Source organism: Belnapia arida (genome assembly GCF_016773205.1).
Classification (GTDB): Bacteria; Pseudomonadota; Alphaproteobacteria; order Acetobacterales; family Acetobacteraceae; genus Belnapia; species Belnapia arida.
Genome location: NZ_JAETWB010000007.1, coordinates 186,059 through 206,687 on the forward strand (window position 1 = coordinate 186,059; position 20,629 = coordinate 206,687).

At 71.2% G+C, this 20,629-nt stretch carries 22 protein-coding genes; 5 read left to right on the top strand and 17 right to left on the bottom strand.

Annotated elements, in window-relative coordinates; genetic code table 11:
- From bcsA to JMJ56_RS16645, 3 genes are read right to left on the bottom strand one after another with little or no spacing between them, the layout of a single operon-like run.
- On the bottom strand, nucleotides 1–4,476 hold the full coding sequence (bcsA, locus tag JMJ56_RS16635) for a UDP-forming cellulose synthase catalytic subunit (RefSeq protein WP_202832883.1): 4,476 nt from the start codon (nucleotides 4,474–4,476) through the stop codon (nucleotides 1–3).
- On the bottom strand, nucleotides 4,473–5,300 hold the full coding sequence (locus JMJ56_RS16640) for a cellulose synthase operon protein YhjQ/BcsQ (protein WP_202832884.1): 828 nt from the start codon (nucleotides 5,298–5,300) through the stop codon (nucleotides 4,473–4,475). Before JMJ56_RS16640 ends, bcsA begins: the two co-directional genes overlap by 4 nt.
- 15 nt (nucleotides 5,301–5,315) lie before the next feature.
- Nucleotides 5,316–5,690, bottom strand: coding sequence for a hypothetical protein (locus tag JMJ56_RS16645; protein WP_202832885.1), 375 nt, complete (start codon nucleotides 5,688–5,690; stop codon nucleotides 5,316–5,318).
- A 384-nt stretch (nucleotides 5,691–6,074) separates the two neighbouring features.
- On the opposite strand from JMJ56_RS16645, the gene JMJ56_RS16650 reads away from it, so the two are divergent.
- Together JMJ56_RS16650 and JMJ56_RS16655 are read left to right on the top strand one after the other, a co-directional pair.
- Nucleotides 6,075–6,212, top strand: coding sequence for a hypothetical protein (locus JMJ56_RS16650; protein WP_202832886.1), 138 nt, complete (start codon nucleotides 6,075–6,077; stop codon nucleotides 6,210–6,212).
- A gap of 192 nt (nucleotides 6,213–6,404) precedes the next feature.
- The gene (locus tag JMJ56_RS16655; protein ID WP_202832887.1) at nucleotides 6,405–6,920 is read left to right on the top strand and encodes a TVP38/TMEM64 family protein; all 516 of its coding nucleotides are present in this window, start codon (nucleotides 6,405–6,407) and stop codon (nucleotides 6,918–6,920) included.
- Here the strand turns inward: JMJ56_RS16655 and JMJ56_RS16660 are convergent.
- The 6 genes from JMJ56_RS16660 to JMJ56_RS16685 form a co-directional block, all read right to left on the bottom strand.
- Entirely contained in the window at nucleotides 6,905–7,681 is a 777-nt protein-coding gene (locus JMJ56_RS16660; RefSeq protein ID WP_328702405.1) for an SDR family NAD(P)-dependent oxidoreductase, read from the bottom strand. The genes JMJ56_RS16655 and JMJ56_RS16660 overlap by 16 nt on opposite strands.
- Nucleotides 7,678–8,634: an alpha/beta hydrolase gene (locus JMJ56_RS16665; RefSeq protein ID WP_202832888.1), complete on the bottom strand. Its 957-nt coding sequence runs from the start codon at nucleotides 8,632–8,634 to the stop codon at nucleotides 7,678–7,680. Before JMJ56_RS16665 ends, JMJ56_RS16660 begins: the two co-directional genes overlap by 4 nt.
- Nucleotides 8,635–8,639: 5 nt before the next feature.
- Nucleotides 8,640–9,422: an alpha/beta fold hydrolase gene (locus tag JMJ56_RS16670; RefSeq protein ID WP_202832889.1), complete on the bottom strand. Its 783-nt coding sequence runs from the start codon at nucleotides 9,420–9,422 to the stop codon at nucleotides 8,640–8,642.
- A 10-nt stretch (nucleotides 9,423–9,432) separates the two neighbouring features.
- Nucleotides 9,433–10,698: an LLM class flavin-dependent oxidoreductase gene (locus JMJ56_RS16675; RefSeq protein ID WP_202832890.1), complete on the bottom strand. Its 1,266-nt coding sequence runs from the start codon at nucleotides 10,696–10,698 to the stop codon at nucleotides 9,433–9,435.
- A 110-nt stretch (nucleotides 10,699–10,808) separates the two neighbouring features.
- Entirely contained in the window at nucleotides 10,809–11,693 is an 885-nt protein-coding gene (locus JMJ56_RS16680) for a CDP-alcohol phosphatidyltransferase family protein (protein ID WP_328702406.1), read from the bottom strand.
- Nucleotides 11,690–12,379, bottom strand: coding sequence for a phosphatidylserine decarboxylase (locus JMJ56_RS16685; RefSeq protein ID WP_202832891.1), 690 nt, complete (start codon nucleotides 12,377–12,379; stop codon nucleotides 11,690–11,692). The genes JMJ56_RS16680 and JMJ56_RS16685 overlap by 4 nt, the downstream gene beginning before the upstream one ends.
- Nucleotides 12,380–12,425: 46 nt before the next feature.
- Between JMJ56_RS16685 and JMJ56_RS16690 the strand changes: the two genes are divergently transcribed.
- A complete protein-coding gene (locus JMJ56_RS16690; protein ID WP_144404404.1) occupies nucleotides 12,426–12,851 on the top strand; it encodes a hypothetical protein in 426 nt (141 codons plus the stop codon).
- On the opposite strand, the gene JMJ56_RS16695 is transcribed toward JMJ56_RS16690, so the two are convergent.
- Together JMJ56_RS16695 and JMJ56_RS16700 are read right to left on the bottom strand one after the other, a co-directional pair.
- Complete coding sequence (locus JMJ56_RS16695; RefSeq protein WP_202832892.1) at nucleotides 12,794–13,825, bottom strand: LysM peptidoglycan-binding domain-containing protein; 1,032 nt, start codon at nucleotides 13,823–13,825, stop codon at nucleotides 12,794–12,796. The genes JMJ56_RS16690 and JMJ56_RS16695 overlap by 58 nt on opposite strands.
- A gap of 45 nt (nucleotides 13,826–13,870) precedes the next feature.
- Complete coding sequence (locus JMJ56_RS16700; protein ID WP_202832893.1) at nucleotides 13,871–14,647, bottom strand: hypothetical protein; 777 nt, start codon at nucleotides 14,645–14,647, stop codon at nucleotides 13,871–13,873.
- A gap of 65 nt (nucleotides 14,648–14,712) precedes the next feature.
- Here JMJ56_RS16700 and JMJ56_RS16705 point away from each other — a divergent pair, with 65 nt between their 5' ends.
- Nucleotides 14,713–15,378: a cytochrome b/b6 domain-containing protein gene (locus JMJ56_RS16705; protein ID WP_202832894.1), complete on the top strand. Its 666-nt coding sequence runs from the start codon at nucleotides 14,713–14,715 to the stop codon at nucleotides 15,376–15,378.
- Between the two features lie 147 nt (nucleotides 15,379–15,525).
- Nucleotides 15,526–16,044: a hypothetical protein gene (locus JMJ56_RS16710; RefSeq protein ID WP_202832895.1), complete on the top strand. Its 519-nt coding sequence runs from the start codon at nucleotides 15,526–15,528 to the stop codon at nucleotides 16,042–16,044.
- 6 nt (nucleotides 16,045–16,050) lie between these two features.
- Here the strand turns inward: JMJ56_RS16710 and JMJ56_RS16715 are convergent, their stop codons facing one another.
- The 6 genes from JMJ56_RS16715 to JMJ56_RS16740 all read right to left on the bottom strand — a co-directional run bounded on the left by JMJ56_RS16715 (nucleotide 16,051) and on the right by JMJ56_RS16740 (nucleotide 20,482).
- Nucleotides 16,051–16,461 carry a DUF2000 family protein gene (locus JMJ56_RS16715; RefSeq protein ID WP_202832896.1) on the bottom strand — a complete coding sequence of 137 codons (411 nt, stop codon included), beginning with the start codon at nucleotides 16,459–16,461 and terminating at the stop codon, nucleotides 16,051–16,053.
- Nucleotides 16,462–16,485: 24 nt separating this feature from the next.
- Nucleotides 16,486–17,322 carry an AraC family transcriptional regulator gene (locus JMJ56_RS16720; protein ID WP_202832930.1) on the bottom strand — a complete coding sequence of 279 codons (837 nt, stop codon included), beginning with the start codon at nucleotides 17,320–17,322 and terminating at the stop codon, nucleotides 16,486–16,488.
- The gene (locus JMJ56_RS16725) at nucleotides 17,319–18,206 is read right to left on the bottom strand and encodes a TauD/TfdA dioxygenase family protein (protein WP_202832897.1); all 888 of its coding nucleotides are present in this window, start codon (nucleotides 18,204–18,206) and stop codon (nucleotides 17,319–17,321) included. Before JMJ56_RS16725 ends, JMJ56_RS16720 begins: the two co-directional genes overlap by 4 nt.
- 70 nt (nucleotides 18,207–18,276) lie before the next feature.
- Nucleotides 18,277–19,086: an amidohydrolase family protein gene (locus JMJ56_RS16730; protein WP_202832898.1), complete on the bottom strand. Its 810-nt coding sequence runs from the start codon at nucleotides 19,084–19,086 to the stop codon at nucleotides 18,277–18,279.
- Nucleotides 19,083–20,063 carry an aldo/keto reductase gene (locus JMJ56_RS16735; RefSeq protein ID WP_202832899.1) on the bottom strand — a complete coding sequence of 327 codons (981 nt, stop codon included), beginning with the start codon at nucleotides 20,061–20,063 and terminating at the stop codon, nucleotides 19,083–19,085. Before JMJ56_RS16735 ends, JMJ56_RS16730 begins: the two co-directional genes overlap by 4 nt.
- Nucleotides 20,060–20,482 carry an RbsD/FucU family protein gene (locus tag JMJ56_RS16740; protein WP_202832900.1) on the bottom strand — a complete coding sequence of 141 codons (423 nt, stop codon included), beginning with the start codon at nucleotides 20,480–20,482 and terminating at the stop codon, nucleotides 20,060–20,062. Before JMJ56_RS16740 ends, JMJ56_RS16735 begins: the two co-directional genes overlap by 4 nt.
- Nucleotides 20,483–20,629 lie beyond the last annotated feature (147 nt).

Sequence of the window (20,629 nt, forward strand, 5' to 3'; positions counted from 1 at the left end):
TCAATGCGCCTTCTCGACGGGGGTGCGCGCGCGCAGGCGGATCGCTGCCCGGCGCCGCAGCATCCAGTAGAAGCAGCCGCCCATGGCGAGCGCCGCTGTCACCAGTAGCAGCAAAGCCCGCTCCGGGTGGTTGCCGAACCAGATCTGCGGCCAGAGCCACCAGCCCGGATCGCCGGTCTCGTAGCGCGGCATGGCGCGATAGGCGGCGACCGGGCCGCCCGCCATCACCACCACATCGCCCTGGATGCGGCGGGACTGCACTGGGTCGCGCAGCGCGCCGGCCATCGCGGCGACCGAAGCCTGCGTTGCGCCGGTGATGGCGACGATGGACTGGCCCGCCTGAAGGGGGCTCTCCGCGCCGATGATGGCGCCGAGCCCTTCCCCGGCATCGGCGAAGGCGGCGGCGGCGCGGTTGCGCTCGCCCCGGCCTGCCTCACCGAGGAAAACGGCGCGCACGTCCTGCAGGACATCCGGCAGGGCGAGCACAAGACGGTCGCCCTCCAGCCGCACCGGCGTCTCCTTCAGCAGGGAGGCGAAGGCGGGCATGCGCCCGAGCGGCCCGATCGCCAGCAGGTCGCGCCCGGCGACGGCGGCGAGGCCATTGGCATGCACCACCTGCACCCCCGTCGCCGGCAGGCCCACGATCACCGAGAGCTGGCCGATCAGCTCGAGAAAGACCTGCGTCTCCACCGCGGTCGGCCGCTCCGGCAGCACCACCGCGGTGCCGGAGAGGTCGGCCATCCGGGTGAAGGGAAAGCCGGCCGAGGCGAAGAAGCCGAGATTGGGCATCCGCGCGTAGCGATGGATGCGGCTGAGGTCGATGGTGCTCTCCGGCTCCACAGAGGCGCGCAGGTCGGAGGGCGTCGCCACGCATTCGCCGCGCGCCAGCGGCCGCATGTCGAAGCGGAGCTGCAATTCGTCCCGCCCGAGCAGCAGGTAGGGCGGCACGCTGGCCCGGCCCTCGCGGATCTCCGGGCTGCCGAAAATCCGGCGCCAGGCGGATTCGAGCGGCCACCAGAGCTCGCCCGGGTTGAGCGGCAGCGAGCGCAGATAGGTCTCCGAGACCGAGACATCGAGGCGCGAGGCGGAGATGTCGATCACCGGCCCGGGCGGCGCGCGGAAGCGCAGGTCGACCGGGAAGCCGCGGTTGCGCCAGGTCAGGATGTCGGGCGCAGTGCGCAGCGGCACGCGGATCGGCGCCGGCGCGTAGCCTGCACCCTGGAGATCGGCCTTCTCGACCAGGCTGCCGAGGGCGACCGGCCGGTCGGTCGCCACCCAGCGCGGCGAATCATAGGGCCGGCGCGGCGAGATGGAAGGCGGCGCGACGCGCGCCATCTCGCCCGAGAGCGCCGCCTTGCCAACAGCGAGCACCGAGGCCGCGGCGGCCACCTCCGCCTCCGTCCGACCGCCGATGACGAGCAGCGTGCCGAAGCTGTCGGAAGGGTTGGCGACAAGGGCGATGGTCGGGCCGTCGAAGCGCGGCAGGGCAAGGCCCGGGACGGCATCAGTGCCAAGGGCGAAGACCACCGCATCACCCTTGGGAGGTGGGGTGCGCCCCACCGGGAAGGTCGCGCCGCGGTAATCGGCCTGCACCGCGAACCAGGAGGTGGCGATAGCGGCGGCGCGCAGCGTGTTCGGCCCGGCATTCTCGGCGATCACCACCGGCAGGGTCAGCGCCCCACGCAGCACGCGCCGGTCGAAGAGCGGCTCCGGCAGGCGGGCCAGGTCGCGCGTCGGCGGCAGGCGCTCGATCCGCATGGAGACGGTCGAAAGGTCGGAGACGGTGGCCCAGAGCAGGCCGGAGAGCGGGTCGTTGCACTCCACCGCATAGCGGCCGGAGAAGCGAAAATTCAGCCGGTTGATGTCGCTGAAGAAGAGCGGGTCGAGCGGGAATTCCAGCGGGCCGAAATTCTGCCGCGCCGGATCGACCGGGATGGTGCCGACGAACTGCTCGTTCAGCGTGATGGCGATCTGCGACAGCGAGGGAATGAGCTGGGGCGAGACGCCGCCCGAGACGGAGAGCTTCGCTTCCGTCACCACCTCGTCGGCGCGCAGGCCGAACTGCACGCCCTGAAGGTCGGAGATGCCGCGGAGCTGCATCGGCCCGCCAAGGCCGAGCTCGCGCAGCGTCGGGTTGACCTGACGGACACCCTCCCCCGCCTCGGGGGTGGCGACGCGCGCCGCCGGGGCGGCGGGCGCCGGGGCGAGGGCCGGCAGCGGCTGCGCCGAAGCACCGGACGAGAGAGCCAGCAAGCCGAGCAGCGCGCCGGTGACGGCCGCCGCCACCTGCTGGCGCCGCCGCGGCTCCACCACGTCCGAGACGCGGACGGGCGCGGCCGGCGCCGCCGCTCCGGTCGGAGCCGGCTTCTGCACCACCTTCGGGAAGGCGATCCGGTACTTGCGGAACACCGCATCGGCCGTCGCCAGCACGACGTTGGAGAGCGAACGCAGCGGCTTGTCCACAGGCCAGTCATCCCAATGCAGCCAGGCATCCGGCCGGCCAAAGAAGACGCGGGCGACGGCCGCCTCGTCGGCGAGCGTCTCCACGATGAAGCGGAGGAAGACCTCGTCCTCCACCCAGCGCAGCACCTCAGCCTGGACCGAGATGGTCTCGCCGCAGGTCTCGAAGGCGATGCTGGCGCGGTCGCCATCCATGGTGCCGAGCGGGCGGGCGAGGGTGATGCGGGCGCCGGAGAGGGAGATGTTGGAAGTCTGGGCCCGGATGGTCTCGCCGTTTGGCAGGGTGAGCACGGCCGGCACTACGGCGTCGGTACGAGCCCGGACGCGCATCTGCTCGCGCTCGCGCCCGACCGCCACCGCCGCCGAGGCAGGGATGATGCAGAGCGCCGCCCAAATGGTGTTGAGCAGATAGGCGCGGAACTGCAGGGTCGAGCTGTCGGTGATGATGATGCCGACGATGCCGATGACGAGGCCGACCAGCAGCAGCCCGGTCAGGATCACCATAGCCATCACCGTCGGCAGGTCGAGATAGCCCTCCTCCACCATGCCGCCCTTGTCGGTCACGTTGAACTTGCCCTTGGTCGGGTCCCACAGTGTCTTGAAGGTCACGGGGATGAGCTGCCAGGCGAGCGAAGCCTCGTAGATCTCTGACCAGAAGGAGTGGCGGTGCTTGCCGTTCAGCCGCGCCGTGGTGGCAACCGCGTGGAACATGTGCGACCCGGCATAGGCGATGATGCCGAGGGGGCTCGCCGCGATCACGCTCTCGCCGAAGAAGAGGAAGGCGAGCGGCGAGGTGAGGAAGATCAGGCGCGGGATGGCGAAGAGGAAGCCGAAGCCGCCCATGAAGTAGCAGAGCCGCTGCCACCAGCCGAGCCCCTCGGCGATGATGGTCTTCTCGAGCCGCATGATCTGCATCATTCCGCGCGCCCAGCGCATCCGCTGCCCGACATGCAGCGACAGCCGCTCCGTCGCCAGGCCTGAGGCGAGCGGCAGGCGGATATAGGCGGTGTGCCAGCCGCGCTTCTGCATCAACAGGGAGCAGTGGCAGTCCTCGGTGACGGTGATATGCGGCACGCCGCCCACCTCCTCGAGCGCGGTGCGGCGGATGACGGCGCAGGAGCCGCAGAAGAAGGCGGCATTCCACAGGTCGTTGCCCGGCTGGATGGCGCCGTAGAAGAGCAGCCCCTCGTTCGGCACCGGCCGCTTGCGGGCGAGGTTCCGCTCGAAGGGATCGGGCGAGTAGAAGTAGTGCGGCGTCTGCACCATGGCGATCCGCGCATCCCGCACCAGCCAGCCCACGGTGAGCTGGAGGAAGGAGCGGGTCGGCGCGTGGTCGCAGTCGAAAATGGCGATGAACTCGCCTTTGGTGTGGCGCAGCGCGTGGTTGATGTTGCCGGCCTTGGCGCCCTTGTTGTCCGGGCGGATGACGTAGCCGCAGCCGCACTCCTCGGCGAATTTGCGGAACTCCGGCCGTCGCCCGTCATCCAGGATGTAGACGTTCAGCTTGTCCCGCGGCCAGTCCATGTTCATCGCCGCCAGCACGGTCGGCCGCACGAGGTCGAGCGACTCGTTGTAGGAGGGGACATAGACATCGATGCTCGGCCAGAGGGCCGGGTCGGCCGGCAGCGGCACCGGCTTGCGGTCGAGCGGCCAGGATGTCTGCAGGTAGGAGAGCGCCATCAGCAGCCCGGCATAGAGCTCCGCCAGGAAGAGCAGCACGCCGAGGACGATCTGTGGCCAGGTCTCGAATTCCAGCGTGTCCGTCGCCCGCCAGTAGAGGTAGCGGAAGGTGATGGTGATCGACATCACCACCAGCACCAGGCCGATGCGGCGCGAGGAGAAGCGGTTAAGGATAAGGAAGGCGATGATGCCGCCGGTGGTCAGCACCGCCTGCTGCTCCGCCTCCATCGGCAGGGTGATGTAGACGAAGCAGCCGAGCAAGCCGAGCGCGACGAGCGCCGCGCGCAGCACCCGGTGTTGCAGCTTCGGCGGGGCGGGGAAGGCGGCGGCGCTCATCGCAGGCCCCAGTCGCTGAGGGCGGAGAAGCTTCCGCGTCGCTTGGCCTGGCTTCCGGGCGGCGCCAGCCGCAACCGGGCGGCGATTGCATCGGCGACCGCGCGCAGATCCTCCGCCGCCGGCCCGTCGCGCGGGTCGAGCAGCATGCGCTTGTCGGCCAGCGCCTCGGCCACCGCTTCGTCGCGGCAGACGGCGCCGACCAGCCGGGTGCCGAGCGCCTCCGCCGCGCCGTCGAAGACCGCGCTGCCGAGCGGCGCGTCGAGATCGACCTGGTTCAGCACCACCACGGCCTTGTCTCCGGCCCGCGCCGCCAGCCGGCCGCGGCCGAGCCAGCGGTTGGAGGCGACCACCGGGATCTGCGCCGCGCTTGCCGCATCGGCCAGCAGCACGACGACCAGCAGGTCGACGAGCGGCAGGATGGCGCCCATGGCCGGGGTTGGGCCGGGCGGGCTATCCACGATGATGACTTGGTCCGGGTCGGCCAGCATCTCCCGCACCGGGCCGGCCAGCAGTTCCGGCTCGGCATGCAGCGCCTGGGTGGTCTCGAGCGCGGTCAGCGGGTCGACCATGCCATAGGGTAGGACGCGGACGCCGTAGCCGCTCTCGACCGCGGCCTGGCGCCAAAGCGGGCGATGCTCGATCTCGCCGAGGAAGCCCGCCTCGTCCCGCATCGGCAGGCCGAATTGCAGGCGCAACGCGTTCTGCGGATCGAGGTCGAGGGCCAGCACGCGATGCCCGCGCTGAGCGAGCAACGCCGCGACATGGGCGGCGAGGGTCGTCTTCCCGACTCCCCCCTTGGGCGAGGCGAATGCGATGAGCGGCATGGCGATAGGCAGCCTTCAGCCAGGCCAGGCGCGCCGCGGCGTGGTGCCGCGCGGCCTGGGTGAATGCGGGGGAGGCGAGGGTGGGCGCGCGGCCGCGCCGCCGGGCAGCGCCGGCATGGCGGGGCGCGGCGTCAGCCGGCCGGCGGGATGGAGCGTCGGCGGGACGGGCTCGGGCTCCGGTGCGGGGGCAAGTTCCTCCAGCATGCGGTAGCGCCGCCCTTCCGGGGCGGCAGGCGGCTCGGGCGCGCGCTCGGCCGGCGGCGGCCGCAGGGCGATGGCCACGGGCTCGGGCATCCGCACGACCGGCGGCGGAAGGGGTGGTGCGGTGGCGGCCAGGACCGGCTCGGGCACCGGCGCCGGGATGGCGGGCGGCACCGGCTCGGCCTGCACGACTACGGGCTCCGGCTCTGGCTCGGGTTCCACCTCCTGAAGGATCGGAATCGGATCGAACTCGACTGCCGGAAAAGGAATGTAGCGGAACGCCCTCAGATCGCAGGCAGCAGCTACCTTGGCGACTTCACGCTCCACGGTCGAATTGCCCTCTGCGAACCACCGACATGATGTATGGCCGAATCTGCTACCGCAACCTTACGTCGAACGGCCTTTACACCTTCTTAGCAAAGATGCGCTGAATTTCCGGTCGGAACGCTGAACTGAATGCGGGAAAATTTATGGCTCTTTGCAGCCATGAGTAATATAGGAGGCAGCGTTCACTAGCCAGGGTGGCCGCTGGCCGGTTCCGGCCCACCTCCGCATTCACCGAGGGTTCCGCCGATGATCATCGAGCCTGTCCACACCACCAGCCGCTACGGCGAGACCAGCAAGACCAGCGCGCTGCGCTATACCCTCGGCAGCCTGACGGTGATCGCGGTGCTGTTCGGCCTCTTCCTCCTCGCCGGGCTGGAACTCTAGGCCATCGGCTGGCTGCGCGACCGCAGGCTCTGGCTGGCGCTGGCGGCGGTCGCGCTCATTCTCGGGCTGCGCTTCTCCGGGCTTGGCGGGCTGCTCTCGCTCGAGACGCTGCGCAGCCACAGGGCGGAACTCACCGGCTGGGTCGCCGGGCATCAACTCGGCGCGGCGCTGGCCTATATCGGGCTGTATACCGTGGCGGTCGCCTTCTCCATCCCGGGCGCTGTCATCCTGACGCTGGCGGGCGGCTTCCTCTTCGGCGCCGTGGCGGGAACGCTCCTGGCGGTCGCAGGGGCGACAGCGGGGGCGGTGCTGGTCTTCCTCTTTGCCCGGGCGATCTTCGGCAAGGGGGCGCTCGACCGCTTCGGCGAGCGGGGGCGGCGGCTGGCCGAGGGCATCCGCCGCAATGCCTGGTCCTACCTGCTGGTGCTGCGGCTGGTGCCGCTTTTCCCCTTCTTCCTCGTCAACCTGGTGCCCGCCTTTGTCGGGGTGCGGCTGCCGGTCTACGCGGTGACAACCTGCCTCGGCATTCTGCCGGCGACGGCGGTCTTCGCGCTGTCGGGTGCGGGGCTCGGCTCGGTGCTGGATAGCGGCGGGCCGCTCGAGCTGCGCTCGATCCTGACGCCGCAGGTGCTCGGCGCCTTATGCGGGCTGGCGGCGCTGTCGCTGGCCGCCATCCCGCTGAAGAACCGGTTTCAGAGGGCGGAGTAGCCCCCGTCCACCGTCCAGTTGGAGCCGGTGACGAAGCTCGCCCGCTCCGAGCAGAGCCAGACCACCGCCTCGGCGATCTCCTCCGGCATGCCGAAGCGGCCGAGCGCGGTGCGTGCGATGATCGCATCGCCGCGTCGGCGCTTCGACTCCTCGGTCATCGGCGTCTCGATATAGCCGGGGCAGACGGCGTTGATGCGGATGTTCTCCGCCGCATGGTCGACGGCCGCCGCCTTGGTCAGCCCCACCACGCCATGCTTGCCGACGACATAGCCCGCCGCCCCCGGCAAGCCGCGCAGCCCGGCGACGGAGGCGGTGTTGACGATGGCGCCGCCGCCCTGCTTGCGCATCTGCGCCACCTCATGGCGGAGGCAGCGCCAGACGCCGGTGAGGTTTACATCCAGCAGCCGCTGCCAGGAGGCCTCGGCCAGATCGGCGGCAAGCACGCCGGTCGCATTCACCTGGTGCGGCGCGATGCCGGCATTGTTGAAGGCACAGTCGAGTCCACCGAAGGCGGCGACGGCCGCGGCGACCATCGCCTGCACCTGCTCCTCGTCGGTCACGTCGCAGGCGATGGCAACCGCCTGGCCGCCTTGCGCCTCGATGGCGGCGACGGTCTTCTGCGCCGCCTCCAGCGTCTGGTCGGCGGCGGCCACCCAGGCACCCTCACGGGCGAAGGCCAGCGCCGTCGCCCGGCCGATGCCGGAGCCGGCGCCCGTCACCAGCGCCGACTTGCCGTCGAGCATTCCCTTCGTCCCGCTCACAGCGCTGTCTCCTCGGCCCAGTGATGCGCCAGCGACAGCGCAGCCTGCCGCAGCACCAGCGCCGAGGCGGGGATGAACTTGCCCATGGTGAGGAAGGCATGAATCTGGTCGGCGACGTGCAGGTAGGTGACGCGCACGCCATCCTCCTCCAGCCGCCGCGCATAGGCCGCGCCCTCATCGACCAGCGGATCGTAGCCGGCCGTCATGACGAAGGCGGGCGGCGTGCCGGCCAGGCTGTTGGCGCGCAGCGGCGAGGCCTGCCACTCGAAACGCCGCTCCGGCTCCGGCACGTAATGGCCGATGAACCAGCGCATGGTCTCGCTGGTAAGGATCAACCCCTCGGTGAAGCGCTCATAAGCCGGACGATGCGCCGCCATGTCGGTCGCCGGGTAGAGCAGCAGCTGATAGCCGACCGCCGGCACCGTGCCGTCGCGTCCCATGATCGCCAGCACGGCGGCGAGGTTGCCGCCGGCGCTGTCGCCGCCGACCGCCATCCGGGCCGAGTCGATGCGGAGCGTCGCGGCATTCTCCACCACCCAGCGCAGCGCCGCCGCGCTGTCCTCCACCGCCGCCGGGTAGGGGTGCTCCGGCCCCATCCGGTAATCGACGGCGATAACGCAGCAGCGCGCCGCATTGGCCAGCAGGCGGCAGGGCTGGTCATGGCTGTCGAGGTCGCCGATCACCCAGCCGCCGCCGTGGAGGAAGAGCAGGCAGGGAAGAACCTCCTCGGCTGCGATCCCCGCCGCGCGGTAGCGGCGCAGCTTGATCGGGCCGGCTGGGCCGGGGCAGTTGAGGTCCTCGACCTCCGCCACCGCCTCCGGCTCCGGCTGCAGCACGCTGCGGGACTTGGCCGAGGCGACGCGGGCCTCCTCCGGGTTCAGCGTGTGGATGGGCGGTCGGCCCATCTCGCGGATCAGGTCGAGGACGCGCTGTGCGCCGGGGTCGATGGGCATGGGGTTCAGCCTGTCCAGGAAAGGATTGCGGAAGCGACCTCGTCCGGCTGGTCGAGTTCGGCGAGATGTCCCGCGCCGGGGATCATGCGGATCTCCTTGGGGTCTGCAAGCCGGGCCGCGATGCGCCCGGCATAGCGCGACGGCATGATGCGGTCCTGCTCGCCCCAAAGGATGAGCGTCGGCGCCGTGATCAGCGATAGGCGCCGCTCCAGCCGCGTATTGCCGAGCGGCCAAAAGATGCGTGCCGCGGCCTCCGTGGCGCGGGTCTGCTCGATCGGCCACTCGACCGAATTGGCGCCCTCCGGCATCGCCTTCAGCGCGGTCCATTTTTCCGGGTCGGCGCACATCAACCCGGCGACTCGGTCGGCGCGCTGCGCCCAGGCGTCGGTCGGCGGGTCGCTCTCGTCGAACAAGCCGAAGGGTGCGGAGAGCGCCAGCCGGCGGACGGAGCCCGGCCAGATCGCCGCCATCTCCGCCGCGAAGGAGGCGCCGACCGAGCTGCCGGCGAGGTCCGCCCCCTCCAGCCCGGCGGCGAGCAGCGTCTGCCGCACCGCCAGCACCCAGTCGAGATGGCTGTCGAGCACGCTATGCCCGCGATCGCCGCCCGGAAAACCGGGCAGCGAGGGGACGATGACGGTGCGGTGCTCGGCCAGCCGGTCGAGGAAGGGAACCCAGCGCGGCAGCCCGCCGAAGCCGGCGAGGAAGCCGAGCGGCGCGCCGCTTCCCTTCCGCCAGATGCGCGTCGGGAAGCCGTTGATGTCGACGGTGGAGAGCTCGGGCCCGCTCATCCCCACGCCCCTACTCGGCCGCCTGGCGGAAGGCAGGGATGGTCGCACGCTCGTCCTCGGCCATCGGCTTCGGCCACCAGCGGTCTTCCCATTCGGCGAAGCGCGGCCGCATCCGCGGCATGACCTTCTCGGCGAAGAGCTTCGTGTTGTACTGCGTCAGCTCCTTGCCCATGCTGCCGAACTGCATCAGCAGCATCAGGTGGCCGACATTGAGGTCATCGGCCAGCGCGTTGAGCTGCTCCACCACCTCGTCGGGCGAGCCGATGACGACATAGCCACGGTCGACGAAGTCGGCCATGGTCATGCCGCGGTTGGTCTTGTCGCCGGTAATCAGCGTCTGCGCATTCGCCGCCTTCTTCACCATGCTCTCGAGCCCGGCGCGCTGCGTTGCCTCCGTGCTGTAGCCGGCGGGCGAGGCGAAGCGCGGGTCGACATGGAGGCAGCGATTGAAGAAATACTCGGCCGGCTCGGTGTAGAGGTCGATCGCCTGCTGCCGGCTCTCGGCCACGGCGACAACCTGGGCGAAGCCGGCGCGATAGGGGTTCCGGTCCTTGCCGAGGCGGTCCATCTCCGCCCAGAACCCGTCCATCGTCGCCTTGCCGGCCTTGTAGCCGTAGTAGGACAGGTAGCAGTAGACGTAGTCCATCTCGGCGCACCACTGCCAAGTCTCGACCGAGCCGCCGCCCGGGATCCAGATCGGCGGATGCGGCTGCTGCACCGGGCGCGGCCAGATGTTCACGTAGCGCTGCTGGTTGAAGCGGCCGTTGAAGGCGAAGGTGTCGCGCTCCGTCCAGGCCTTAATGACCAGGTCATGCGCCTCAAGGTAGCGCTCCCGCAGCATGGACGGGTTCTGGCCATAGGCGAAGCAGGTGTCCATCGGCGTGCCGACGGGAAAGCCGGCGATCAGCCGCCCGCCCGAGATCACGTCCAGCATGGCGAATTCCTCGGCCACGCGGGTCGGCGGATTGTAGAGGGCGAGGCTGTTGCCCATCACGCAGATCGGCACCTGGCTGGTGCGCCGCGCCAGCGCCGAGGCGATGAGGTTGGGGCTCGGCATCAGCCCGTAGCCGTTCGAGTGGTGCTCGTTGACGCAGATCGCGTCGTAGCCGCAATCGGCGGCATACTCCAATTCGTCCATGAAGTCGTTGTACATGCGGTGGGCGCGCTTCGGATCGAAGAGCGAGGAGTGGATGTCGACCCAGACCGAGGGGTGCGCTTCCCGGAAATCCTCCGGCAGCTCGGTATAGGGCATCAGGTGGAACCACATGAGCTTCATGGCAGGCCTCCTCCAGGCGCCGGGCGGATCGAGCCGCCTTCTTCGCCGAAAAGCCTAGCCTGCTACCGGAGAGGGTGGGAAGTCCGGAAGCTGCAACACGGGCGAAACGGTCAGGCCCGCTCCTCGCCTCCGCTCACCACCACCGGCTCCAGCATCGCTTCCGCCTCGCGCTTCAGCCGGCGGTAGCTGCGGGCGGAAAAGGGCAGCATGCCGCCATAGATCAGTCCGCCGGTGGCCAGCGCCGCCCAGGGCTCTGTCAGCAGTACCGCCACATAGGCACCGATGCCGAGCAGTAGCGGCAGCACGTAGTCCGCCGGCACCTTGAAATTCTTGAAGCTCCAGGTCGGCAGGGTCGAAACCATCAGCCCGCCGACCACCACCAGCAGCAGGCCGGAGAGGGCCGGGTGCCGCACCGCCGCCGCCAGCCCAGCCCAGCCCCAATCCTGGAAGAGCAGCGCGGCGAAGAGCGGGAAGAGCGCCAGTCCCGCCCCGGCCGGCGCCGGCACGCCGGTGAAGAAATTCTGCGAATAGGCAGGCTTCGGCGGCGGCCCGGCCAGCGGCAGTGCCGGCGCCTCGACGATAGAGGCATTGAACCGCGCCAGCCTGAGCGCCGAGCAGACGGCGAAGAGCAGGCATGGGGTGAAGCCGATCCCCCGCGCATCATGCAGCGTCCAGAGGAAGAGGATCAGCGCCGGCGCCACCCCGAAGCAAAGGAAGTCGGAGAGGCTGTCGAACTCGGCGCCGAACCGGCTCGTCGCCTTCAGCAGCCGGGCGAGGCGCCCGTCCAGCGCGTCGATCGCGGCGCAGACGACGATCAGCGCCGCCGCCTTCTCCCACTGTGCGTCGAAGGCGAAGCGGATGGCGGTCAGCCCTGCGCAGAGGCCGAGCATCGTCATGATGTTCGGAATCAGCCGGTTGAAGGAGGGGCCCTTGTAGCGCGGCCTGGTGCGGGGCCGGAAGCGCCGCAGCCGCCCTCGCAGGCGCGTCCCGCTCACAGCGGCAGCCTCGTCGGGACGAGGTCGGCGATCACCGTCTCGCCGCCGATCATCGTCTGGCCGACCGAGACCAAGGGCCGCACGCCCTCCGGCAGGTAGAGATCCGTCCGGCTGCCGAAGCGGATGATGCCGAAGCGCTCGCCGGCGTCGAGGCTTTCGCCCTCGCGGACGTCGCAAAGGATGCGCCGCGCCACCAGCCCGGCGATCTGCACCACGGCGACGTCCCGCCCGTCCGGCAGGCGCAGCGCGATGGCATTGCGCTCATTGTCCTCGCTCGCCTTGTCGAGGTTGGCGCTGACGAATTTGCCAGGGCGGTAGGCGATGCGCGTCACGCGGCCCGCCACCGGCGAGCGGTTCACATGCACATCCATCACCGAGAGGAAGATCGCCACCCGCCAGCGCGGCGCCGGGCCGAGGCCGAGTTCCGCCGGCGGCACGGCCGGCATCACGCTCACCACATGCCCGTCCGCCGGGGCGATGGCCAGCCCCTCGCGGTCCGGCGGCACGCGGCGCGGGTCGCGGAAGAAATAGAGGCAGAAAAGGGTGAAGATCAGCCCCAGCCAGAACAGCCAGCTGCCGAGCAGCAGCCCACCGACGACAGCGACGGCAAGGCCAATCGCGATGAAGGGGGTGCCGGCCCTATGGGGCGGGGCCAGCACGAGCCGCAAACTTTGTCCGAGCGCCATGGTGCGGGTTTATGGTGCGTTCACCTTCGCCCGGCAAGCTGTGTGGATGCCAAACCTCACCCTCGGTCCTTTCGCTGTCGAACGGGACGGCACGCTGCAACCCCGGGCGCCCGGGTTGCGCCCTGCCATGCGCTTCGCCTGGCGCGGCCGGCGCTGCGAGGCGGCCCTGACACGGGAGGAGGTGCACCTCGCCGCCTTTGCCGCCCGGGTGCCCTCCACCGCCGAGGCGCGGGCGGGCCGGCCCGGTGCCTTCGAAGCCATCGCCTCCCTCCCCGGGAGCCTGCCGCCGGGCTGGAAGGCGCGGCTGTTGCCGGATCACCGGGTGATGCTGGAAGCTTCGGCGCCACTGTCGGAGCCGCCGACCGCAACGGAGCTGGTCGCCGCCATGGTCCGTTTCGCGCTTGAGCTCGACCCCTATCTGGACCGACTGGATTCCGCGCTCGTGCCGCTCTCCGGCACTGCGAACAACTGACCGGGGTAGATCCGGTGCGGGTCGCGGATCTGGTCGCGGTTGGCGGCGTAGATCACCGTGTAGCGCGGCCCGCGGCCATAGACCCGGCGGGCAATGCGCCAGAGGCTGTAGCCGGGCTGGACGATCAGCCTGCCGTCACGCAGCATGTCATCTGGGATAAGCTCGCGCTGGAAGGGCAGCTCGATCCGGGCAGCGACGGAGCCGGCGGCGGCCAGCTGGTCCACCCGCAGCATGTGCCGGCCGACCGCAGGCTGCTGGTCCGGCGTCAGGCTCCAGCGTCCGGCCCCATCCGCCACCGCATCCCCGGCGTGGTCGCGGCCGACATAGACCCGCAGCTTCGCCCCCGGCGGGGCGCTGCCGGCGAAGCGCATGCCGCCCTGCTCGTCGTAATCGACGATATCGAGGCCGAGGCGCTGGCGTTCCGGCGCCACCTCGGCCGGGGCCTGCAACAGGCGAGGCAAGGCGGCGCTGCCGCTGGTCGGCGGCAGCAGCACCGCCATGGCGGCCTGCGGCTGGGCCGGCTCGGGCACCAGCAGCAGGAGCGAGTCCTCCGAGGTGAGTGGCTCGCCTCCGGCCAGCCGGGCCGTCAGGGAGAGCTCCCGCATGCCCGGCGGCAGCGCCTCGACCGGCAGGATCACCCATTCGCCACGGCCATCGGCCCGGGCGCGGCCAAGCTCCCGCCCGGCATCGGACAGCACCACCTCCGCCCCCGGCATGGCGCGCCCGGCGGAAACCAGCATGCCGCGGGCGCCGATGCGGGCGACGTCGAAGCTCGGCCGGACCGGTGCCGGTGTGGCGGGCGGTGCCGGCGCGGTCGGGGCCAGTGCAGCAGGAGCCGGCAGGGCCTGGGCAACAGGCCGGGCGGCCGGCAGCGGCGCCTCGGGCAGCAACAGGATGCCACCCACCAGCGCAGCCAGCGCCAGCCCGATCAGACCCAGCCACTTCATGCCCTGCGCCATGGTCGCATCGGTCATTATCCGCCCATCGGATACTACCATAAACTCAATGGGCACACGGGGTCAGTGGCTGCGATGCAGTAGCCAAACGAACATTAGCGGGAGCAGGCCGGCCAGCGCCCACCCGATCGGCTCGCCCGCCCGGCCACCGATCCGCCCGCCGAGCGCCGGGCCAAGCCAGAGCGCGGCGAAGGGCGCCGCCGCCACCAGCCAGTCGGCCGTACCGCCGCGCGCCAGCACCGGCCCGGCCGCCAAGGCAGCAAGGCCGATCGCCACCGGCAGGGCGGCCGCCACGCCCCATCCGCCGACCGGCAGGGCGCCGAGTGCCGCCGCCAGGCCGGCCAGCGCCAGCAGCACCCAGGGCCCCGGCGGGCCGAAGAGCCAGAGCCCGGCCGCCAACAGCGCCATGGCCGCCGCCGCGCCCACCGGGCCGCGTAGCGCCAGCAGCCCCGCCGCGCCCAGCGCCGCCAGCGCCAGCAGCACGACCATCGTCCGGTGCAGATCGGGCATGGTCAGCGGCCCGCCAGCCAGCCACCAGGCGGCACCGGCAAGGCCGAGCACCGCCAGCAGCGCCGTCGCCACGCCACGCCGTCCGGCCAGCGCCAGCACCAACCCCACCAGCGCCCCGCCGATGACCAGGGCCGGCAACCGCTCCGGCAACTGCCGCGGCGTGCCGGTGACGAGGCCGAGCGCCACCGCCCAGCCCACCGCCAGCCCAATCCCTGCCCCGAGCCCGGCCAGGTCGCCCCGCCGCAGCAGCCGGAACAGCCCGGCCCAGGCCAGGGCCACCACCAGCGCCGCCGCGACGCCTCGCCAGGGGAGAAGAAGTTCGATGCTCATCCGGCCCATCCTGCCCGAGCGCCGCTTCCGCTGCTAGGATGCCGCGGTCAGGGCGGAGAGGCCGGATGAGCGGAGTGCCGATGCGGCAGGTCAAGGTCTGGGACGGCTGGATCAGGCTCGTCCATTGGTCGATCGTCCTGCTGATCGGCCTGTCCTACGCCAGCATCCAGAACGGCTGGATGAAGACCCATTACTGGTCCGGCTATGCCGTGCTGACGCTGGTACTGTTCCGCCTCGCCTGGGGGTTCGTCGGCTCGGACACGGCGCGGTTCTTCCGCTTCCTGAAGTCGCCCCTTGCCGCCTTCCACCACCTGCGCGAATTCCCGAAGCCGGAGCCGGACCGGGAGATCGGCCACAACGCCGCCGGCGGCTGGATGGTGCTGGTGCTGCTGGCGCTGCTGCTGGCGCAGCCGGTGACAGGCCTCTTCGCCGACAGCGGCTATGGCGATTACGGGCCGCTCGCCAAATCCGTTGCCTCGAAGACGAGCGACTGGCTGACCGGGCTGCACCACCGAATCTTCAACCTGATCCTCATCGCCGCCTCTCTGCATGTGCTGGCGGTCGGCGCCTATGCCCTGCTGAAGGGCCACGACCTGGTGCGGCCGATGGTCACCGGGCACAAGACCTTGCCGGCGGATGCGGTGCCGCCCCGCCTTGGCTCACCGCTGCTGGCCGCCGCCCTCCTCGGCGCGGCGGCCCTCCTCGTCTTCGGCATCAGCCGCTTCGGCTAGAGGATGTTGAAGAGGTAGAGCAGGATGAGGATGGGGATGGGAATTCCGAGAAGCCAAAGCAGGATGCCGCGCATGGTTGCACTCCGTAGCGTTTCAACGGTACCGGAACGCTTGCATCGCCGTGGCGCTTCGCAGGCTCCGCGCCTCGTGATGCTCACGCTGCTGCTGGCGCTTGCCGGCTGCGCCGAGGACCCGAGCGCCAATTATCTCGGCGGCTTCGGCGACCCGGTGCGCGGCGCGGCGCTTTATGCCCCGCGCAACCTCGGCGATACGGGCCGCTGGGCCGGCCGGCCGGCCGAGGCGGCGGTGGCGGCGGAGCAGCTGGAATTCCTCACCAACGAGCTCGCCACCAACCCGCGCTACGCGCCGGAGATCAACCCCGCCGTGCTGCAAAGCCTGCAGACGGCGCGAGGGGAGATGCGCGGCTATCTCGGCATCGCACCCAATGCCGATCCTGGCGTGGTCATCGCCGCCCTGCGCCGCGCCAGCGAGGCGCTGCGCGGGGGCAGCCGCGCCAGCGCCGAGGCCGCGCTGGCCACCGCCGCCTTCACCGCCAGGCCCGGCGGCACCTTGCAGCGTCTGTCCACCATGCCCCGCCTGCCCCGCACTGCCGAGGCGGCCGGCATGGTCGCCTCGGAATTCGACCGGCTCGAACGGCGACGCTGACACGCCTCAGGGGTGCAACGTCGCGCCCTTCGTCGCCTTGTCCACATCCCGCTTCGGCCCACGGAGCGCGAGGCCGACCAGGTCGGGGGCATCGGCCGGCTCGGCGCGGAAGGCCTCGCGGTTCGCCGCGTCATGCCCGGTCGAGAACATCGCCCGCACATAGGCTGCCCGCGTCAGTCCCCGCTCGATGCCCTGCCGCCAGGCCCTTTGCAGCATCTCGGGCGTGGCCGCGAAAACTAGCATCGGCTGGCCGAGCAGTCGGGCATGCCGGCGCCCCGCCGCATCCTCATAGGGCTCCCCCATCGCTTCGGGCGCCGCGCCGGCGATGCCGGTCGCCAGGAAGGCCGTGACGTTGAGCTTCTGCCAGACCGCCAGCCCGTCCAGCACCAGGATGGCCACCTTCGTATCGAACACCATGCCGCTCTCCTCAGCGGCGGCATCTCAGCCGGGGCGGCGGCACGCGTCTGGAACATCCGTGCAGAGGGTGCGGTAGGCGGCGGGCGTCAGCCCATAGGCCCGGCGGAAGCGGCGGCCGAGATGGCTCTGGTCGGCGAAGCCGCATTCCGCCGCCGCCAGCGCCGGCGGCATCCCCGCGGCCAGCAGCCGCCGCGCCCGCAACAGCCGGATCTGGATCAGATAGGCATGGGGCGAGGTGCCGAAGGCGGCGCGGAAGGCGCGGGCGAGCTGGAACCGGTCCGCCGCCCCCGCCTCCCGCGCCAGGGCATCGGCGCCGGGATCGACCGCCGGGTCGTCCCGCAGCCGGTCCCGCGCGCGCCGGGCCAGGCGGTCGTCCCGCCGTGCCGGTGCCGCCCGCTCCGGCCGGCCGAGATGCGGCCGCAGCCGCCGCACCACCGAGTCCAGCGCTGCGTCCCGCAGCAACCGCTCGCCCGGGCGGGAGAGGGCGATGCAGGCCGCCCGGATGGCGCCGCCCAGCAGCGGGTCGTCCTGCAAGGTCGCCGCCAAGCCCGGCTCGCTGCCCGCCGGTTCGCCGAGGGCCGCCCGCAGCCAGGGCCGGGGCAGGTAGAGCATGCGGTAGGCGAAGCCGCCCGCCGCCCCCGCCTGTCCGTCATGGGCCTCCTCCGGCTCGATCAGGATGACGCGGCCGAAGGTGCTCCGCTGCCGCCGCCCGCGGCAATGGAAGTCCTGCACCCCATGCTCGGTGACGCCGACCAGCCATTCGTCATGCCGGTGCAGGTCGTAGGCATGGGCGGCGAAGCGGGCCTCGATCGCCTCGATCCCGGTCGCCGCGTCGTGCCGCAGCGAGATGCGGTCGCTCAAGCCGCCATCTGCTGCTCGAGCGTCGGCGCGACATCCGTCAGCGTGACGCGGCGCATGTCGCGCGGATAGGTGTGGTCCTCGTAGGGCCGCGCGCGGTGCATGGTGCTGCGGTTGTCCCAGACCACCAGGTCCCATTGCCGCCAATGATGCGCGTAGACGAACTGCCGCTGCGTCGCATGCTCGAGGAGCTGGCGGATCAGTGCCATCGCCTCCGGCACAGGCCAGCCGACGATCCGGCCGATATGCGAGGAGAGGTAGATCGAGTGCCGCTGAGAGCCCGGATGCCAGCGCACCAGCCGCTGCGGCACCGGGGCGAAGTCGCGCCGCTCCTGCTCGGTATAGTCGGTGAAGCCGAGCTGCCCGCGCGAGAAGATCAGGCTGTGCTCCGTCACCATGTCGCGGATCTTCGCCTGCATCTTCGCGGGAAGTGCGTCCCAGGCGGCGCGCATGTCGGCGAATTCGGTGTCGCCGCCCTCGGGCGGGACGCTGCGGGCGTGCAGCATGGAATACTTGGCCGGCGTTGCCTTGAAGCTGCTGTCGCTGTGCCAGAGCTGGTTGCCGAGGTTGAACATCCGCCGCCGGTCATCGGCGGCGAGCAGCTTGCCGTCGAGATCGATATTCGAGATGTCGGCCATCTGCTGGTGCTTGAGCCGCTGCTTGTGGACATCGACCACGCCCCGCGTCTGCTCCAGCGGGCCGAGGGCCTCGCCGAAGGCCATCTGCTGGTCGTCATCGAGCTGCTGGTCGCGGAAGACGAGGACGGCGTAGCGGTCCATCGCCCGGTGGATTTCGTCGCAGAGCGCGGGCCCCGGAGTCTGCCGCAGGTCGATGCCCGAGACCTCGGCGGCGAAGAGCGGATGGAGCGGCGTGAGCTGCACGGTCATTGGCTGATCCTCCCTCCCGGCAGGTTAGGCCCATCCGGGCGAGGCTGTGAACACCGCCCGTCGCGCAGGGCTACAGCCGGTAGACCTCCGCCGCCGTGCCGCCGAGGATGCGCGCCCGGTCCGTCTCCGTCAGCCCTTCCAGCAGGGTGAGGCTCGCCTCGCGCCAAGCCGCATACCCGCCGGCGAGGTCCACCACCGGCCAGTCGCTGCCCCACATCAGCCGCCCGGCGCCGAAGGCACGCAGCAAATGCGCCACATAGGGGCGCAGGTCCACGGCCTGCCAGCCCGGCGCCGCCTCGGTCACCAAGCCGGATAGCTTGCAGGTGACGTTGGGGCAGCGCGCCAGGGCGGCGACCTCCCCGGCCCAGGGCTCCATCCGCCGCACCGCGATCTCCGGCTTGCCGCCATGGTCGAGCACGATGCGTAGGCGCGGGTGCCGCGCCGCCAGCGCCCGGATCGAGGACAGGTGCACCGGGCGAACCAGCGCGTCGAAGACGAGGCCGCGCGCCGCCATCTCCTCCAGCGCCGGGCCGAGTCCGGGGCGAAGGATCCAGTCCGGCTCCGGCAGGTCGTGCAGCATGGGGCGGAGGCCACGCAGCAACGGCTCCGCCGCCAGAGCGGCGACGCGCTCTGGCTCCTCAAGCGGCACCCAGCCGACCACGCCGCGCACCATCCCCGCCGACCCCCGTGCGGCGTCGAGCATGAAGCGCGTCTCCGCCTCGGTCGGCGCCGCCTGGACCAGAACGGTCGCATCGATGTCGCCGAGCAGCGGGCGGAGGTCGCCGAGGCTGTAGTCGCGGCAGATCGGGCTCTCCGGCCGCAGCCAGCCATAATCGCCGCGGGCAACGCGCCAGACATGGTGATGGGCGTCGACCCTCATCCGCCGGGTACCGGTGCCCCGGGCGGGATCAACCCGGCCTCGCGCAGCGCCCCCCAGAAGCCGGGCGGGATCGGGTGCGCCATCAGCCGCGCATTCTCCTCTACCTCCGCAGGCGTCCGGCCGCCGGGGATGACGGCCGCCACCACCTTGGGCGCAGCGCAGAATTGCAGCGCGGCGGCCTTCAGCGGCACGCCCTGCCTCGTGCAGAATTCGGCGAGCCTGTCCCGCCGCGCCAGCAGCTCCGCCGGGGCGGGGGCGTAGTTGAAGGTATTCCCGCCTGCGAGCAGCCCGGAGTTATAGGGACCGCCGATGACGAGGCTGGCCCCCCGCGCCGCACAGGCCGGGATCAGCCGCTCCAGCGCGCCATGGTCGAGCAGCGTATAGCGGCCGGCGATGAGGAAGAGGTCCGGGTCGGCATGTTCCAGCGCCAGCAGGCAGGGCTCGACATTGTTCACGCCGAGGCCCCAAGCGCGGATCACCCCCTGCTCGCGCAGCCGGGTCAGCGCCGGCGCGGCGCCGGCCATGGCCTCGGCGAAGCGCTCCGGCCAGGCCGGGCCGTGCGGATCCTCCGCCGCGTCGTGGATCAGCACCATGTCGAGGCGGGCGAGGCCGAGCCGCGCCAGGCTGTGCTCGATGGAGCGCAGCGTGGCCTCCGCCGAATAGTCGTAGCGCACGCGGAAGGGCAGGCCGCCGAAGAAGCCGTGCTGCTCGTAGGGCGCCGCCGGATCTGCCTCCAGCAATCGCCCGACCTTGGTGCAGAGGGTGAACTCGTCCCGCACCTTCCGCCGCAGCACCCGCCCCATGCGATGCTCGGACAGTCCCAGCCCATAGAGCGGCGCCGTATCGTAGAGACGGATGCCCCCGTCCCAGGCCGCCTCGATCGCCGCCTCCGCCACTTCCTCCGCGATCGGCGCGAAGAGGTTGCCGAGCGGCGCCCCGCCCAGGCCGAGCGGGCCCCGCGGCCGCCAGCGGCTCATCGCACCACCCCTTTGGTGAGGAGGATGTTGCCGTAGAGCCGCCGCTCCCCCGTCGCCACCACGGCAAAGGCCTCGCGGGCCAGGGCATAGAAATCGTGCCGCGGCACGGCCCTCGGCGGCACGGCTCCTGCGCCGCGCAGCAGGCGACTGAAGTCGGTGACGGCCTCCGGCGTGGCGGCGGGATCGCCGACCACCTCCATCACCAGGGCCGGGTCCGGCTCGAAATCATCGATCGGCAGGACGGAGAGGATGGCGCGAAGCCCGGCCGCAGCATCGGCACCAGGCAGGCGGATCAGCCGCCGGGCATTTGCGGCGGCCGGGAAATTGGCATCGACGATGGCGATGCGGTCGCCGTGCCCGGCGCTCGCCAGCGCATGCAGCAGGTCGGGGGTGAGCAAGGGATCGAGGCCCAGCAACATAGCGGCGCAGCCCTGGTCGTGGTGGGCGAGCCTGCCGCTGGGTCGGGGTCACGGCAAGGCCCGACGCCACGGCTCACGCGCGCGTGCGTGCCGCTTCCGCCAGCCGGATCGCTGCGCATGGAGGGGCTTGCTGATATTGCGAATCAA

What these genes read in the sequence shown, in the direction of transcription:
- JMJ56_RS16725 (WP_202832897.1), bottom strand. Translation starts at nt 18,206, where the DNA reads ATGACCGTGCAGCTCACGCCGCTCCATCCGCTCTTCGCCGCCGAGGTC.
- JMJ56_RS16705 (WP_202832894.1), top strand. Translation starts at nt 14,713, where the DNA reads ATGAGCGGAGTGCCGATGCGGCAGGTCAAGGTCTGGGACGGCTGGATC.
- JMJ56_RS16730 (WP_202832898.1), bottom strand. Translation starts at nt 19,086, where the DNA reads ATGAGGGTCGACGCCCATCACCATGTCTGGCGCGTTGCCCGCGGCGAT.
- JMJ56_RS16735 (WP_202832899.1), bottom strand. Translation starts at nt 20,063, where the DNA reads ATGAGCCGCTGGCGGCCGCGGGGCCCGCTCGGCCTGGGCGGGGCGCCG.
- JMJ56_RS16690 (WP_144404404.1), top strand. Translation starts at nt 12,426, where the DNA reads ATGCCAAACCTCACCCTCGGTCCTTTCGCTGTCGAACGGGACGGCACG.
- bcsA (WP_202832883.1), bottom strand. Translation starts at nt 4,476, where the DNA reads ATGAGCGCCGCCGCCTTCCCCGCCCCGCCGAAGCTGCAACACCGGGTG.
- JMJ56_RS16670 (WP_202832889.1), bottom strand. Translation starts at nt 9,422, where the DNA reads ATGAGCGGGCCCGAGCTCTCCACCGTCGACATCAACGGCTTCCCGACG.
- JMJ56_RS16700 (WP_202832893.1), bottom strand. Translation starts at nt 14,647, where the DNA reads ATGAGCATCGAACTTCTTCTCCCCTGGCGAGGCGTCGCGGCGGCGCTG.
- JMJ56_RS16685 (WP_202832891.1), bottom strand. Translation starts at nt 12,379, where the DNA reads ATGGCGCTCGGACAAAGTTTGCGGCTCGTGCTGGCCCCGCCCCATAGG.
- JMJ56_RS16650 (WP_202832886.1), top strand. Translation starts at nt 6,075, where the DNA reads ATGATCATCGAGCCTGTCCACACCACCAGCCGCTACGGCGAGACCAGC.
- JMJ56_RS16665 (WP_202832888.1), bottom strand. Translation starts at nt 8,634, where the DNA reads ATGCCCATCGACCCCGGCGCACAGCGCGTCCTCGACCTGATCCGCGAG.
- JMJ56_RS16740 (WP_202832900.1), bottom strand. Translation starts at nt 20,482, where the DNA reads ATGTTGCTGGGCCTCGATCCCTTGCTCACCCCCGACCTGCTGCATGCG.
- JMJ56_RS16695 (WP_202832892.1), bottom strand. Translation starts at nt 13,825, where the DNA reads ATGACCGATGCGACCATGGCGCAGGGCATGAAGTGGCTGGGTCTGATC.
- JMJ56_RS16715 (WP_202832896.1), bottom strand. Translation starts at nt 16,461, where the DNA reads ATGGTGTTCGATACGAAGGTGGCCATCCTGGTGCTGGACGGGCTGGCG.
- JMJ56_RS16640 (WP_202832884.1), bottom strand. Translation starts at nt 5,300, where the DNA reads ATGCCGCTCATCGCATTCGCCTCGCCCAAGGGGGGAGTCGGGAAGACG.
- JMJ56_RS16675 (WP_202832890.1), bottom strand. Translation starts at nt 10,698, where the DNA reads ATGAAGCTCATGTGGTTCCACCTGATGCCCTATACCGAGCTGCCGGAG.